Raw genomic sequence first — 14,126 nt, forward strand, 5'->3', positions numbered from 1 at the left:
CTCTTAAGGATTCTTACGTAAAAGCTTCAAGAGAGCTACTCGATGTTGTAAGAACTTCTTTGACGTGGCCAATGATTTCCTTGTGCAAAGCGACATTTTCATTGCGATCCGTTTGCATCTCGAGAATTCTCGAGTTTGTTGTGCCACTTTGAAGCGCGGTTTCCAGTTCTACGAGAGTTGTGACTTTTTCATAGTCGAGCCCAAAGAGAGGGGCGGCATGTTCTAAATTCAGGCCGTGAGGAGTCGTAAAGAATTGCTGAAAGACCGTTTTTCTCTTTGCTATGGGAAGAAATGAGAAGATTCCTCCTCCATCGTTATTGATCACAAGTAATGTGATCGGTTGGGGAGAGTCTTTGAGCTGGGCAAGAGAGGTCAGGTCATGCAAAAAGGTGAGATCTCCCATGATGGCGAGCAAGGGTTTACGGAGCCCTTTTGCGATTCCAGTTGCGGTAGCAATATTGCCATCAATCCCAGACACTCCGCGATTTCCAAATAAGGGGCCACAATTCTGTTTCGGAGCAAAGAATGCATCAGCTTCGCGTATGGGAAGGCTATTTCCAATGAATAGGCTACGCTCTTCATCCATCCAACTCGAGAGATGGTGGAAAAGGGTAGGTTCAGTAAGCTCTTCTTTTTCTTGAAAAAAGTGCGTGAGTGTTTTTTGAGTGATCCGGTTCATTTCTTGCCAGCAATGAAGCCAAGGAGCGGGTGCGCGCCCTGGAAGGTGCTTACTCAGTCCTTCCATGACTTGCCAAGGGTCTGCTACGACCCTGTGAGTGAGCGAGTGGAGGGGGTCCATACGCCATTCGTGATCTGCCACGAGAGCATGACACTTTGGTTTTTTCAGCCCAATCCATTCGAGCAATTTTTTGGAGACAAACCTGTTGCCAAACTGGAGGATTGCATCGGGTGTGAGATCTTCATTCAAGGACATACTTTTCAAAATGAGGTCGTAGGAAGGGACCATCCCTTCGGCTTGGACATGCGAGCGCAGTGGTGAGAGAATATCGGGGAAGAGAGGCCATTGTAGCAGTCGTGAAAGGGTGAAAAGGGGCTCTAATGAGGTGTTTGGTGGGAGGTCTCCGACAACGATGACACCCTTTTCATGTTCGGAAAGCTCATCACACAGTTGCTCAATTTGAATTTCAGCCAGGTGCTTTTCTCCAAGACAAATTTGGGTTTGAGACCCTTTAATCGAACGTTCATAGGAAGGGTGTGTATTCTCTGCCTCGTTTTCGAAAAAAGGCTCACGAAACATGCAGTTGAGTTGTACAGGGCCTGCTGGAGCTGAAAGGGCTTGGGTAAGTGCTGTTGCAATGGTTGATCCGATGAAAGAAGGAGAAATGTGTGCATCCGGGCAAGGGATGTCTTCCTGCCAGCGGACGAAATTTTGAAACATTTTCACTTGGTCAACAGTTTGGTTTGCTCCTGCATGGCGCAATTCAGGTGGGCGATCTGACGTGAGAAGAATCATTGGAACATGATCATTGTGAGCTTCCATAATCCCAGGCATGAGGTTGCCGACAGCTGTTCCTGAAGTGACAATCACAGCTGCGGGAATTCCTGTAGCTTTGGCATAGCCTAACGCGTGAAAACAAAGGGCTCTTTCGTCAAAATGGACAAAGGTATTTGCCAACGGATGCTCACTTGCTGCAACAGTAAGAGGAGTGCTGCGAGATCCAGGTGCGATGCAAAAGTAGCGGATCCCTTGATGAATCAGCTCTTTGATGAGGAGCTTTGCCCACTTTTCGTTTAATTCGCCTGTTCGACTGCTCATGTTACTCCCATAAGATGAATTGTGAAATTTTATGTCCCAGTTCGTCCCATTCTTTTTCTGGAATAGAACCAGGGACAATTCCCGTACCCGCAAATAAGCGCAGTTCGTTTTCTTGAATCAAAGCAGAGCGAATGGCAACGAGTATGTGAGCTTCTTCAGGAGAAATCCATCCAACAGGTGCGGCATACCATCCTCTGTCAAACGTTTCTAATTTGCGGATTTCTTTCAAAGCAGCTTCCTTGGGTCGGCCTCCAACAGCTGGAGTGGGGTGAAGCGCATGAATTAAGCTTGTGTCGTCGATTCCTTCGTTTAATTCGCCTTCGAATAGATTGTAAATGTGTTGAACGGTTGAGGTTTGAATGATCTGATCTTCATTTTGCTTGGAAAGTGTCGTGCACAGGGGGGCAAGTCTTTTTTCTATCTCTTCTTTGACCACACCGAACTCATGCATTTCCTTGGGATTTCCAAGAAGCTCGGTTTGAAGAGCCTGATCTTCTGCATCTGTCTTTCCTCTAGGGCGGGTTCCAGCAATGGCTGCTGTTTCTACTTTTGCGCCCTTCCGAGTATAGAGAGATTCAGGAGTGGCTCCGACAAATGCTTGATCTCTAGAGAACTGGTAAGCAAAAACTGTGGCAGTCGGAGACTTTCCTTGCAAAGCTTTGCAAAAAGCAAGAGGTGACAAAGGCTTTTCAAATTCAAAAAGGCTTGCGCGCGCAAGGACAATTTTATCGAGAGATTTTTCTTGGATTTGCTTTAAGCTCTCGTTGATATTTCGGTCCCAAACTGGAAAGGAAGGAGAATCGAGGCGGCTGGTTGCTTTTTGAGAAAGAGGAGAAATCGGTGCAGGATTAAAATGAATTTCTGAAAGGTCAAAAGCTTCGCTTGTGCGGTTCACACAAAGATAGGTCATTTCACCGCGCGCTTCAATTTCTACGAGTGGGAGAACATAACGGCAGTGAGGAAACGTTTTCCAGGTGTCGAATTTTCTCTCATAAAAATCCATCCCGCCAAAAAAACGGGGCGACGCGCTTAAACGGTGGAAAGAAGGGACTTCGTCAATTGTGTAAGCGGCACCAACTCCTGCTATTCGCAATCCAGTTTTGGGGGTTTCAAAGTAGATTTTGGGGTAGAGGGTTTGTCGTTCAAGCCAGGCAAGTGGGTCAATTCCTGGAATAGGAATTTCAATGCGCATGAAGGGGAACGTGTGATTTTTGAGCGTGACCATCTCAGGTTTGAAGGGCGTTTGGACAAGCGCTTTCGTGATGAGATCATCGAGATTTAAAGTTCGTTCTGACAAGGGACTTTTTCTCCAACATAAAGGGTCGTAACTCCAAGGGTCATGGGGTGAGCCTTCACCCGAACAAATCCAGCTTTTTTCATCAGGTCACAAAAAGCATTGCCACTTGGGAATGTTTCAATCGTTTCGTTGAGATAACGATAGGCTTCTTTTTGCCTTGAAATGAGACCACCAATGTTGGGCAAAACATGTCGCAGGTAAAAGAGATGGAACCCTTTAATCAGCCGGTTTTTGGGAATCGAAAACTCTAAAATTAAAAGCCGTCCTCGAGGTGTAAGAACGCGCATACATTCTCTTAAGCACTTTTCTGTATCTTCAACATTGCGGATTCCAAAGGACATTGTCACACAATCAACTGACTCATTTCCAAGGGAGATATCTGTTGCATCACCCTTTGTTAAGGTGATTTGATGCGTGTAAGGTTTGTCGATAATCTTCCTCTGTCCTAGTCGGATCATTTCTTGTGAGAGATCAATCCCAAGGGCTGATTTGACCTGCTTGGCTTTTTTCACAATAGTGATGAGCTGATCCGCAGTTCCCGTTGCCAAATCAAGCAGGCGAATGTCGGGGTTTTGGGGGAGATATTGAATGAGTTTTTTTCTCCAGTGGATATCAGCACCAAAAGAGAGCAAATGATTCAGTAGATCATACTTTGGAGAAATTTGATCGAACATCTGCCAGACATTTTTTCTGGAGCGCTCTTCACTTTTGGCTTGCATAATCGCGTGACCCTTACCTTTAAAGAAAAAATAGAGACTGTAGCAAAGTAGACGCAATAATGACAAGGGATAGGTTTTTCTTCTTTTCTCTACATTCTCCGTTGATAAAATAGTTCGAATTCCTGCTGCTGAATGCGTAAAGAGACTTATCAAGCAGTTGATGAGTTTTGACTTGAGACTGAGTAAGTTTTAGATAGTATCATCATAAAATGAATAATTCTTAGTCACCTCCTGGAGAAAATTTCATCGTTGCCTTCCTTTGAAAGCCCAATTTGGGCTTCCTGTATCAGTCGCCTTGAACGTTTCTTCCATAAGCCCCTCTTATGACGACACTATCTAGAGTATAAATATTTTTTTAATTTTGAAGCGTTTTTTCTTAATTTCTTGTAAATGTATTATTTGTGTAATTATGTTTTATTTTTAAATTAAAATGTGTTATAATTTTTAATTTGAAAGATTGGGGAGTTTTTATGAGTTTAACGTTAAGTCAAGGAATAGGGCCGTCTTCTTCACCTGTCCGTACAAATCATCCTTCTGAAGGAGCAAGCGGATGGAAACAAATTGCCCGAGCGGGGGCCTGTTTAACAGGCTTGGCAGCAGTCATATTTGGAACTGTTGCGTTAGTACACTGGTCTTTTCAGACGGAAGATGAGCCTCCTAAAGATTGTGATTCGGTGATTGCCCACTATAGCCAGGATGCTCCAACAACAGTATTGAATTCACTTGGAACTGTAGTCAGTATTGCAGCTCATTGGTTTGTTGCACAACAAAGGCCCTTGGATATTTGTCAGGCGGATGAAAGTTTAACACCAGATATAGACCTTTCCCATTTTCTCAGTAATCAATTACACCACGTAGAGGCTTCAGGGTTTACAGCAGATGAAGTAGAAGAGCATACAACAACTTTACAAGAATTGCTTGAGCCTATTGACGATTATGACGCATTTATTGAGGAGTTATCTCACAGTTATGAACTCTCTAAAGGAGGAGAAACATCTGAAAGTCCTACAGTGAATGGCTTTAAACTAGTTGGCGCGGGGATTTCTAAATTCGTTTTGACTCATCCGAAACTTCCAGGACTTGTGATTAAATTGCCTCAAGATTATAAAGCAACCCTTAAATCTCAGGAAGAAAATCCATTTGTTGGACCTCCAATTAATCGTAAACTGCTTGCAGATTTCCTGAGTAAAGCTCAAATCCAAGACTGGCTTACAGACAGAAAAATCTCTCGAGTGAAGACTCCAAATATGATTTACCTTCAAACATCGAATGGTGAGTACTTACTAGAGGAAAAGATCGAACGTTTGAAAAAAGATGCAATCGCGCAGCGCGCTCCACGGCTACTGTCAGATTCAGCATATGAAGTTCTTCCAACAGATGATTTTTTTCGACTGCAGCAGCAATTGAGTGTTCGTGACATGTTTCCGGGAACATGTAGTTATATAATCTGCTGTACCCCTAATCAATTTAACTATGAGAATCAACGCAACTATATCATTGTTTTAGAAAAGGACAACTCTGGGAATGAGGAGCCTAATATTGTGATTGTTGATGCAGATGAGCGTAAATGGTGGGCCGAAATGCCACAGCATGTTTTAGAGCAAATACGAGAGAGACCCTGACGAAACAGTTAATTAAAAAATATTTTTTAATATATTGATATTTATTGAATTAAATTAAAAGTTTGTTATATAATCTCTTGTGGAAAGAAGGAGGAGAGATGTCAGCTATATTCAATGGCGTTACATCAGTATTTAATGCTGTTCGTTCATTCCATATTCAAAAGTCTCAGAAGATCAATGTGTTAAAGAATTAGACGAAGCTTACAAAGCTCTAGCTCCTGATCTGACAGAGGTTTTTCCTCTATTATTGGACTCTACAGAGAGCTCTAAATTTTCTGCAGTTGAGAATGCGGTGGAGCTTTTGCAAGAAAGAGGCTTTATCCTGGATTCAGCTCGTATCAGCCGGTATGAAGAGGCCTTCAAAGCCTATGAAGACAACTTTTCAGGATTTTTAGGGGTTGTTAATGGTTCGTCTTTAGAAGAAAAGGCTCGAGAAGCTGCAAATCAAGCAGAAGCTCAAGGCTATAAAGATGAGAAGTTGAACTATCGGGCTGAGTACTTTCAATATTTGCTCAGAAACGATCGTTTATCTCGGAACTGATACAGAAGTGGGAGCATATGCCAATCTCATTGACATAAGAGAAAAGCTGCGTTTAAAGTTTCAAATGCGCTCCGATGAAAAGGTGCAAACCCACGGTCTGGAGCATTTAATCAGCGATAAAAATCTAGATCCAACCTTAAAGCCATATGTTGAGGTATATCTCCACGCAGAAGCTCAATACCATGAAAAATTTCAAGCTTGGTTTGATTCAAAACCAGGCGACTCCACTCGCATCCTACTAAAGCAAGCTCAAGTACAAGCTGTCACGCCTGGAGAAGAATCATTTGTATGGAAGGGAAGAGCTGAAGTTTTAGAAAAACGTGTTCAGCTGTTAGATCGAGTTGTTAGAGAAGGCTTTACGGCACTGTATGACGCATACAATACTAAAGTAGGCGAAGAAAGCAATGCTCTTCGAGGCCGTTTAAGTCAAATCGATCCCAGTCTTGTCGGAGAGTCTCGCTGGGGAAATTCAAGTTGGAAAATTGTTAGACTTTTCACATGGATGGGAAATGCTTATTCAGGATGGAAAAAAGGTGATGAGGCAGCTGATTTAAAACGAAAATATCAAGCTTTGCAAAATTATGCTAATGTTCCAATGCCAACCACTGCAGATGGTGTGAGTAGGTGGATGACTGAAAGACCAAGAGTTGAAGAACTACTTTCAGCGGAAAGAAAACAAAGCCTTCAGGAGAGTAGGGAAAGCTACGTACAAGAAGTAGCCCCTCACTTAAAGCATGAAACTTTTGAAGCAGTTATTGTGGGTACTGATGGTGAGATCTCACCTGAGCAAGAATTAAGAATGCTTTACCAGAGCTTGAAAGTCAAAAACCCCGACTTGAGACATATAGAAGGCGAACAAATCGAGTATATTGACAGAGCTAGAATGCTACGAGTCAAGGGAGAAGGATTCGAGGTCACAGTCGGGGCTCCTGCAGAGGCTTTAGCTCGTAGGTCAATTGCAACCACTTTGATGAAAAACGATGAGTTAGGAGAGGTTTCTTCGGTTCTAAGGGATAAAATCATCCCCCCTAATGTTGTAGGATTTGTGGAATGGAGCGGATCTTCTAAACGAGAAATTCTTTATGCTCAGCATCAAATTGGAACATTTGAAAATGTGGGCGAAAAGGGAGATCGAGACCTTCTGAAATCGAAAATTGTCGCGAGTGATCGGATCGTTTACGAGACGACTCCAGAAGGAGAAGTTAAGTTTAATGAGGGAGACCTTCGTTTTGGATGCTACGTTTTGGATTATGGAAAAGCACTTAAAAAAGCGTCCAGAGTAGTCAAAGCAGTTGCATTACCTGTTCTTCAAAGCTCCTATCCGAATGGAACCAAGGTGACTTTGAACCTAACGTCCATGAGCGTGGGATTGGTTGAAAATAAAGAAAAAAAGAAGATTTCAACAAAGGGTTCATTGAACTATTCGTTAAATGAAGAAAACCAAATTGAGTTGGCAGATGGGGAAGAATTTAACGCAACCCTGACGAAATTGGCGAAAAATAATGAGATTGGGCACTACAAGGGGTTGCCGAAACTTCGCGCAAACTTTGAAGGAATCTCCTGGAAAACAATTTGAGCACTTCGGAGCGAAGTGCTCAAAAGAGGATCATCTCACATCGGCATGCAGCCCGATGGTTCCAAACGGCTCGACCTTTGTTCCCACGCCAGCAGAAATGGATCCTGTGAAGAACTCCCAAGGTGGGGTCCAATTTTCTTTATCCAGACTTAAGTACATTTCTTCTCCTTCCACTAAAATGTAAAAGGTTCGAAGTGCCACGAGAGTTCCACTTTCAGGGGGAGTTTTGAATGCCAATGTGTCACCTGATAAGTCAAACTTTAAGGGGAGTTCGTCACCTTCGCGCACTTCCAAGACACAGTTGAGTGTTCCTTGTTGCATTTGCTCCATATGTTGAGGCCCGAGATCTCTGAGTGAGAGACAAGATTGCTCGGCCATAAGCATGGAACTTGCGAGAATCATAGGGATGAGATATTTCATGGTTTCCTCCTACTACATTTGTAGTATTTAGGGTTAAAAAATTCAAAAGGGAAGGAATTGACTCATGAGAATGAAAGTCAAAACCGTTCCAAATAAAATGAAAGATAAGCTTCGTTGCCACAAAGAAGCTTTTGCACTGGGTTGTTTCAGTAAGGCTTGTACTCTCTTGGTTGAAGGAGAAGAAAAGTTAAGAGTCAGGGGGGCAGAGGGTGTTGTCAGGGCTTTTTTAAGAGCAGATGCGACAGCTAGTGGGGCTTTGGCAGCTTTATCGCAGGCCATTTCTTGGCAAAGGTGGAGTTGATGAATTAGTCGCTTTTTAAAGGGGAGAAACCAAAAAAGAGGTTCAAAGAAAAAGAGAAAGTGGTGGACGAGATGATCACCCCAACGGATGTGCGCTTTTTCGTGGGAAATGACAGCAGTTTGTTCTTCTGTACTTAAGGTTTTGAAGTAAGCCTCTGAAGAGACAATTTTCGGCTTCCAAAAGCCAACGACCGCGCAAGAGGAAGTTTCAGAGCTGCGCTTGAAAAAGAGGAAAATGCGGCGTATCAATTTGAGGCAGGAGATCGTCACAATTGTCAAAGCTAGGCAATAGGAAAGAACGGGCCATGATTCATGAAGTAAGTCGCCAACGGAAAACCAGGTTGATCCAAGAAGAGACAGATGAATTCCACAGCCAGGTAAGCCATGATACAGTGCATAGACACTGATGATGCGGCTGTTTTCGGGAGCGCTGAAGATGGAGAGGTTGTGCAGATAGACCCAGTTTGAATGTGCGGCGGAAAAGAGATCCCATATCACTTTAAGAAAGGGGATCAAAAACAAACAGGCAAGAAGCCGCGGTTTTTTTAGTCGGGAAAAAAGAAAGATAATGCCTATTGAGAAAAGAAAGGACAAGGTGGCGCTAGCGTAGATATTGAGAATGAAGCGCGCAATCATTGTTGTTTCCTTTTGTACTCTTGGATCATTTCTTCTATTTGCTCAAGTTCATCAGGTGAGATGTCTTTTTGATGATCGAGAAAGTAGCTAAAAACCTGGACGGGTGAAGCCGAGAGCAAGCTCTTTTTGATTTTTTGGAAGAGGGTATTTTCTTTGGATTTTTTTAGGAGGTAAACGTAGCTGCGTCCGTCTTTTTGCCTACTTAAAACTCCTTTCTGGTAAAGGCGGCTCACAACCGTTAAAAAAGTCGTGTAGGCGCGATCTTTTCCTAAGGCAGAGTGAATCTCTCGTACAGAAAGAGCGCGTCCCTTTTTCAAAAAGAGAGAAATGACGCTATTTTCTAATTCACCAAATTGTTTCCGTTTCATGAATTAGAATCTACTACAATTGTAGTTTTAAGGGGAAGCTATTTTTTCCGTTTGCGGTCGCTTTCCTTCAGCAATTTTTTGCGAAGGCGGATCGAGTGGGGAGTGACTTCGACAAACTCATCGTCTTGAATGAAGTCGATAGCTTGTTCAAGAGTTAAAGCGCGAGGTGGGGTTAAGGTGAGACTTTCATCTGTGCCTGAAGCGCGGACGTTTGTCAGTTGTTTTTCTCGAGTGATGTTCACAGTTAAGTCGTTGTCACGGCTGTTTTCTCCAATGATCATCCCTTCGTAGACAGGGTCGGTTGGTTTGACAAAGAGGGAGCCGCGGTCTTGAAGGTTGAAGCAAGCATAAGCTGTGACTTTTCCTTCGCTAAGCGAGACGAGCGCGCCGTTTTTACGACTGGGGATTTCTCCTTTATGAGGAGCGTAATCGTGGAAAATCGAAGTGAGAATTCCGAGACCTTTGGTTGCGGTGAGGAATTCGTTGCGGTAACCAATGAGGCCACGCGTGGGTAGGTAGAATTGGATAGTGGTGATCCCGTGCTCGTTGGTATTGAAGAAGTGCATTTCTCCTTTGCGACGGTTGAGCTCTTCAATGATGGACCCAGAAAATTCTTCGGGGACTTCGATGTGGGTGGATTCGATGGGTTCGTGTTTGACACCGTCGACATTTTTCAGAATGACTTGGGGTTTGGAGACGAGAAATTCGAATCCTTCACGTCGCATTGCTTCCATGAGGATCGAGAGGTGCAGTTCGCCACGACCAGAAATGCGAATGGCATCTTCCCGTCCGGCAACTTCTTCGACTTTAAGAGAGATGTTTGATTTCTTTTCGCGTGCCAAGCGGTCACGGATTTTGTTCATTGTGACATGTTTCCCTTCTTTTCCTGCGAATGGGCCTGAGTTCACCTGAATTTCAACCGAAAGGGTGGGTTCTCCAAGTTCGATACTGGGAAGTTGATGGATGTTTTTTGGGTCACAGAGGGTATCGCCAATCATCATTTCTGGCGCGCCAGAAATGCTGACGATATCACCCACTCCAGCTTCTTCCATTTCGACTTTTTGAAGGCCTAAGTAGCCATCAATGCGAGTCACTTTGAAATTAGTTGGATGCCCGTCTTTGTCAATAAGAGCAAAGGAGTCTCCTTTCTTGATGGATCCCTCGAGAATACGGCCTGTTGCCTGCCGGCCTAAGTAATCGTTGTAGGAAAGGGTGCTGGCTTGCATGAGAAAAGGGAGATCATGCCGCCCTGGAGGCGGAGGAACTTTATCCAAAATCAGTTGGAAAAGAGGGTGTAAATCTTTCTTTGGGTCGTTTAGGTCGCAGATGGCGTATCCTTCAAGGGCTGAAACGAAACAGTAAGCAAAATCGAGTTGTTCGTCGGTTGCGCCAAGTTCTACGAAAAGATCAAAGGTTTTATCGAGAGCAGCGTCTGGGGTCGCATTGGGGCGGTCAATCTTGTTGACGACAACGATTGGATTGAGCCCCATTTTGAGAGCTCTAGAGAGGACGAAACGGGTTTGTGGCATGGGCCCTTCTTGGGCATCGATAAGGAGGAGGACAGAATTTACCATCCCAAGAACCCGTTCGACTTCTCCTGAAAAATCTGCATGTCCAGGGGTGTCGATAAGGTTGATTTTGAAATCGTCAAAAATCAAACTTGTATGCTTGGCAAAGATCGTGATGCCACGCTCTTTTTCAAGCTCATACGAATCCATCACTCTTTCAGGAACCGCTTCGTTTTCGCGAAAAATATTCGCTTGTCGAAGTAGAGCGTCCATAAGAGTGGTTTTTCCGTGGTCAATATGGGCAATGATCGCAAGGTTGCGAATCTTCTCTGGAGAATACATAAGCATGAGTGTAACGTTTCTGCGGAAAAAATGCACCCTTTTTTATGCGCAATATTCTGTGTTGTTTTAAGGCGTTTTTTGGTACAATAAAAGTGTTGAAAAGCATTTGCAAAAACCCTTGCTATTTTGGCAAACCTTTTCTATAGTTTGAAAATCGGGAAGCTGATGAAACGGATACCAAAAAGCTACAACGGTAATAAACCGACTTCGCGACAACTCAAGGACTTGCTTCCTGAAATTATGAATCAAATCTCTGGGAAAATCGATGAAAGTCCCAGGGAAGTTTTAGATGCTTGGGCTCGAATAGTAGGTCCAAAAATTTCAAAAATGGCACGTGCTGTGAGTTTTGAGTCGGGGGTTTTAAAAGTGAAAGTTGAGAATTCAACACTTTATAGTTTACTGACTTTACATGAAAAAGAACGGTTGCTTTGCGAGTTGCGCAAACAATTTCCCAAAGTGAACATACGCAATATTCTTTTTCGCATAGGTTAAACAAGGTTAACGAAATAGATAGGATATTATGACAATGACCAAAGACAAAGAGACTAAACCAGACTATACCGCAAGTTCGATTACGGTATTAGAAGGTCTTCAGGCTGTCCGTGAGCGTCCCGGAATGTATATCGGGGACACACAGGTGAATGGTCTCCACCAGCTCGTATACGAAGTCGTCGATAACTGTATCGATGAAGCCATGGCTGGTTATTGTACACAAATCCAGGTCACGCTTCACAAAGATAACTCTGTCACTGTAGAAGATGATGGACGTGGAATTCCAGTTGGAAAACACGAAAAGGAATCGAAGAAGCAAGGGCGTGATGTTTCAGCGTTAGAGGTCGTCATGACCATTCTCCACGCAGGTGGAAAGTTCGATAAGAGCACGTATAAAGTTTCAGGTGGTCTCCACGGTGTGGGTGTTTCTTGTGTGAACGCCTTATCTAAGCACATGCATGTGGATGTCTATAAGGAAGGAAAAGCTTACTCCATTGAGTTTTCAAGAGGAAAGGTTTCTCAAGACCTCAAGTTCGAAGGCGACACCGACAAGCGAGGAACCATTGTTCACTTTGTTCCCGATGACCAAATCTTTACAGTCACAGAATACGACTACGGCATTCTTCTCAACCGCTTAAGAGAGCTTGCTTTCCTTAACAAGGGAATCACCATTGTTTTCCGCGACGAAAGAGAAGCGGAAAAAGAGGAAGTTTCTTTCAATTATGAAGGAGGCATTTCTTCGTTTGTCACATACCTTAATGAAAACAAACATGCTCTTTTCGAAAAGCCGATTTACATCAGTGGGAGCAAAGAGCTGCATGATGGGCCAATTGAATTCGAAGTGGCAATGCAGTGGAACAACTCTTACTCTGAATCTATCTACTCGTATGTGAACAACATTGCGACTCGTCATGGAGGAACGCATGTTTCCGGTTTTTCTGCAGCTCTGACTCGCTCACTCAATCAGTACATTCGTAGCAATAACCTTCTGAAGAACGCGAAAGTTTCTGTAACTGGAGAAGACATGCGCGAGGGACTGACGACAGTCCTATCGATCAAAATCGCAAATCCTCAGTTTGAAGGTCAAACGAAGCAAAAGCTTGGAAACAGTGAAGTGGCTTCAGTTGTCCAACAAATTGTCGGGGAAGAGTTTTCAACTTTCCTCGGAGAAAACCCCCAAATTGCACGCACCATTGTCGACAAAGCTATTTTAGCTGCTCAAGCACGTGAAGCCGCAAAAAAAGCGCGCGAGTTAACTTTGAGAAAAACGGCTCTAGACAGTGGACGTCTTCCAGGTAAACTGAGCGATTGCCAAGAAACTGATCCGACAAAATGTGAAATCTATATTGTCGAGGGAGACTCTGCCGGTGGTTCTGCAAAAATGGGACGAGACCGTCGTTTCCAAGCGATTCTTCCGATTCGCGGTAAGATCATCAACGTTGAAAAAGCCCGTCTGCAAAAAGTTTTACAAAACGAAGAAGTCGGAACGATGATTTCGGCGTTCGGCTGTGGAATTGGAAAAGATAATTTCAACTTAGAAAAGCTTCGTTACCATCGCATCATTGTCATGACGGATGCCGACGTCGACGGGTCTCACATTCGTACTCTACTCTTGACGTTCTTCTACCGACATATGCCGGCACTTATTGAGAACAATTTCGTCTACATTGCGCAACCTCCTCTCTATCGCGTGTCACGTAAGAAGACAAGTCGTTACATCCATTCTGAGCGGGAGATGGACGAGTATCTCCTCAACTTAGGAATGAGCGATGTCACTCTTCGTTTGGCTTCACATAATGAGCCAATTGAGAAAGATGAAGTGAAAAGCCTCCTATACGCCATTTTAGAAGTGGAGCAATTGATTAGCTCGATTGAGCGTAAGGGGATCCCTTTTAGAGAGTTTTTAGCAGCTCGCAATGAGCAGGGGATGTTGCCTCGATATCATGTGATTCTAAACAACCAGCAGCTCTTTGTTTACTCAGATGACGAATTTGTCAGGCTGAAGAAAGAAAATGAAGAACTGCAGCGTCAAAAGCATGAAGAAACGCTCGCTTCGATTCCAGAGGAAGAGCAAACAGAAGAAATGAAGGCCTTTCACCCACGTCCGCTTTCTTTTGTCGAGCTATACGAAGAAGCAAAACTTCAAGAAATCATCACAAAACTTGCTAATTATAGCTTTTCTCTCGATCAATACTCTGTTGCTGAAGGCAAGCTTTTAGACATTATCGATGAAGAAGGAACTGAAACATCTGCCTATACTCTCAAAGAAGTGATCGAATTCCTCAGGAAAAATGGTCGCAAAGGAATCGAAATCCAACGTTATAAGGGTCTCGGTGAAATGAATGCCGATCAACTTTGGGAAACCACTATGGATCCAGCGAAGCGGACCTTGATTCAGGTAACCATTCCTGATGCAGTGGCTGCAGACCACATGTTTACTATGCTTATGGGAGATGAAGTCGCCCCTCGTCGCGCCTTTATCGAAACACATGCACTATCTGTAAAAAATCTAGATATTTAAAAGGAGC

At 43.7% G+C, this 14,126-nt stretch carries 12 protein-coding genes; 5 read left to right on the top strand and 7 right to left on the bottom strand.

Features of this window, described 5'->3' with window-relative positions; all coding sequences use genetic code 11:
- Window positions 1-13: 13 nt before the first annotated feature.
- Genes menD through ubiE form a run of 3 tightly spaced genes read right to left on the bottom strand, consistent with a single transcriptional unit; the run spans window position 14 to window position 3,793 of the window.
- Window positions 14-1,777 (bottom strand): 2-succinyl-5-enolpyruvyl-6-hydroxy-3-cyclohexene-1-carboxylic-acid synthase, encoded by a 1,764-nt coding sequence (menD, locus tag ACOOFG_RS05070; RefSeq protein ID WP_420422556.1) that lies wholly within the window; start codon window positions 1,775-1,777, stop codon window positions 14-16.
- A 1-nt stretch (window position 1,778) separates the two neighbouring features.
- Complete coding sequence (locus tag ACOOFG_RS05075) at window positions 1,779-3,074, bottom strand: isochorismate synthase (RefSeq protein WP_420422557.1); 1,296 nt, start codon at window positions 3,072-3,074, stop codon at window positions 1,779-1,781.
- Window positions 3,056-3,793, bottom strand: coding sequence for a bifunctional demethylmenaquinone methyltransferase/2-methoxy-6-polyprenyl-1,4-benzoquinol methylase UbiE (ubiE, locus tag ACOOFG_RS05080; RefSeq protein WP_420422558.1), 738 nt, complete (start codon window positions 3,791-3,793; stop codon window positions 3,056-3,058). The genes ACOOFG_RS05075 and ubiE overlap by 19 nt, the downstream gene beginning before the upstream one ends.
- Before the next feature lie 470 nt (window positions 3,794-4,263).
- On the opposite strand from ubiE, the gene ACOOFG_RS05085 reads away from it, so the two are divergent.
- The 3 genes from ACOOFG_RS05085 to ACOOFG_RS05095 all read left to right on the top strand — a co-directional run bounded on the left by ACOOFG_RS05085 (window position 4,264) and on the right by ACOOFG_RS05095 (window position 7,532).
- Window positions 4,264-5,415 carry a hypothetical protein gene (locus ACOOFG_RS05085; protein WP_420422559.1) on the top strand — a complete coding sequence of 384 codons (1,152 nt, stop codon included), beginning with the start codon at window positions 4,264-4,266 and terminating at the stop codon, window positions 5,413-5,415.
- A gap of 292 nt (window positions 5,416-5,707) precedes the next feature.
- Complete coding sequence (locus ACOOFG_RS05090; protein WP_420422560.1) at window positions 5,708-5,956, top strand: hypothetical protein; 249 nt, start codon at window positions 5,708-5,710, stop codon at window positions 5,954-5,956.
- 64 nt (window positions 5,957-6,020) lie between these two features.
- Entirely contained in the window at window positions 6,021-7,532 is a 1,512-nt protein-coding gene (locus ACOOFG_RS05095) for a hypothetical protein (protein WP_420422561.1), read from the top strand.
- Between the two features lie 30 nt (window positions 7,533-7,562).
- Here ACOOFG_RS05095 and ACOOFG_RS05100 read toward each other — a convergent pair whose 3' ends face one another.
- The 4 genes from ACOOFG_RS05100 to typA are packed head-to-tail and all read right to left on the bottom strand — an operon-like array spanning window position 7,563 to window position 11,106.
- A complete protein-coding gene (locus ACOOFG_RS05100; protein WP_420422562.1) occupies window positions 7,563-7,952 on the bottom strand; it encodes a hypothetical protein in 390 nt (129 codons plus the stop codon).
- Between the two features lie 42 nt (window positions 7,953-7,994).
- Window positions 7,995-8,888, bottom strand: coding sequence for a M56 family metallopeptidase (locus ACOOFG_RS05105; RefSeq protein ID WP_420422563.1), 894 nt, complete (start codon window positions 8,886-8,888; stop codon window positions 7,995-7,997).
- Window positions 8,885-9,256 (bottom strand): BlaI/MecI/CopY family transcriptional regulator, encoded by a 372-nt coding sequence (locus ACOOFG_RS05110; protein WP_420422564.1) that lies wholly within the window; start codon window positions 9,254-9,256, stop codon window positions 8,885-8,887. The genes ACOOFG_RS05105 and ACOOFG_RS05110 overlap by 4 nt, the downstream gene beginning before the upstream one ends.
- 38 nt (window positions 9,257-9,294) lie before the next feature.
- Window positions 9,295-11,106 carry a translational GTPase TypA gene (typA, locus tag ACOOFG_RS05115; protein ID WP_420422670.1) on the bottom strand — a complete coding sequence of 604 codons (1,812 nt, stop codon included), beginning with the start codon at window positions 11,104-11,106 and terminating at the stop codon, window positions 9,295-9,297.
- Window positions 11,107-11,271: 165 nt separating this feature from the next.
- Between typA and ACOOFG_RS05120 the strand changes: the two genes are divergently transcribed.
- Together ACOOFG_RS05120 and gyrB are read left to right on the top strand one after the other, a co-directional pair.
- Window positions 11,272-11,598, top strand: coding sequence for a DUF721 domain-containing protein (locus tag ACOOFG_RS05120; protein WP_420422565.1), 327 nt, complete (start codon window positions 11,272-11,274; stop codon window positions 11,596-11,598).
- A 28-nt stretch (window positions 11,599-11,626) separates the two neighbouring features.
- Complete coding sequence (gyrB, locus tag ACOOFG_RS05125; RefSeq protein ID WP_420422566.1) at window positions 11,627-14,119, top strand: DNA topoisomerase (ATP-hydrolyzing) subunit B; 2,493 nt, start codon at window positions 11,627-11,629, stop codon at window positions 14,117-14,119.
- The last annotated feature ends 7 nt before the right edge of the window (window positions 14,120-14,126 follow it).

This window comes from Simkania sp., assembly GCF_965215465.1.
GTDB lineage: Bacteria > Chlamydiota > Chlamydiia > Chlamydiales > Simkaniaceae > Simkania.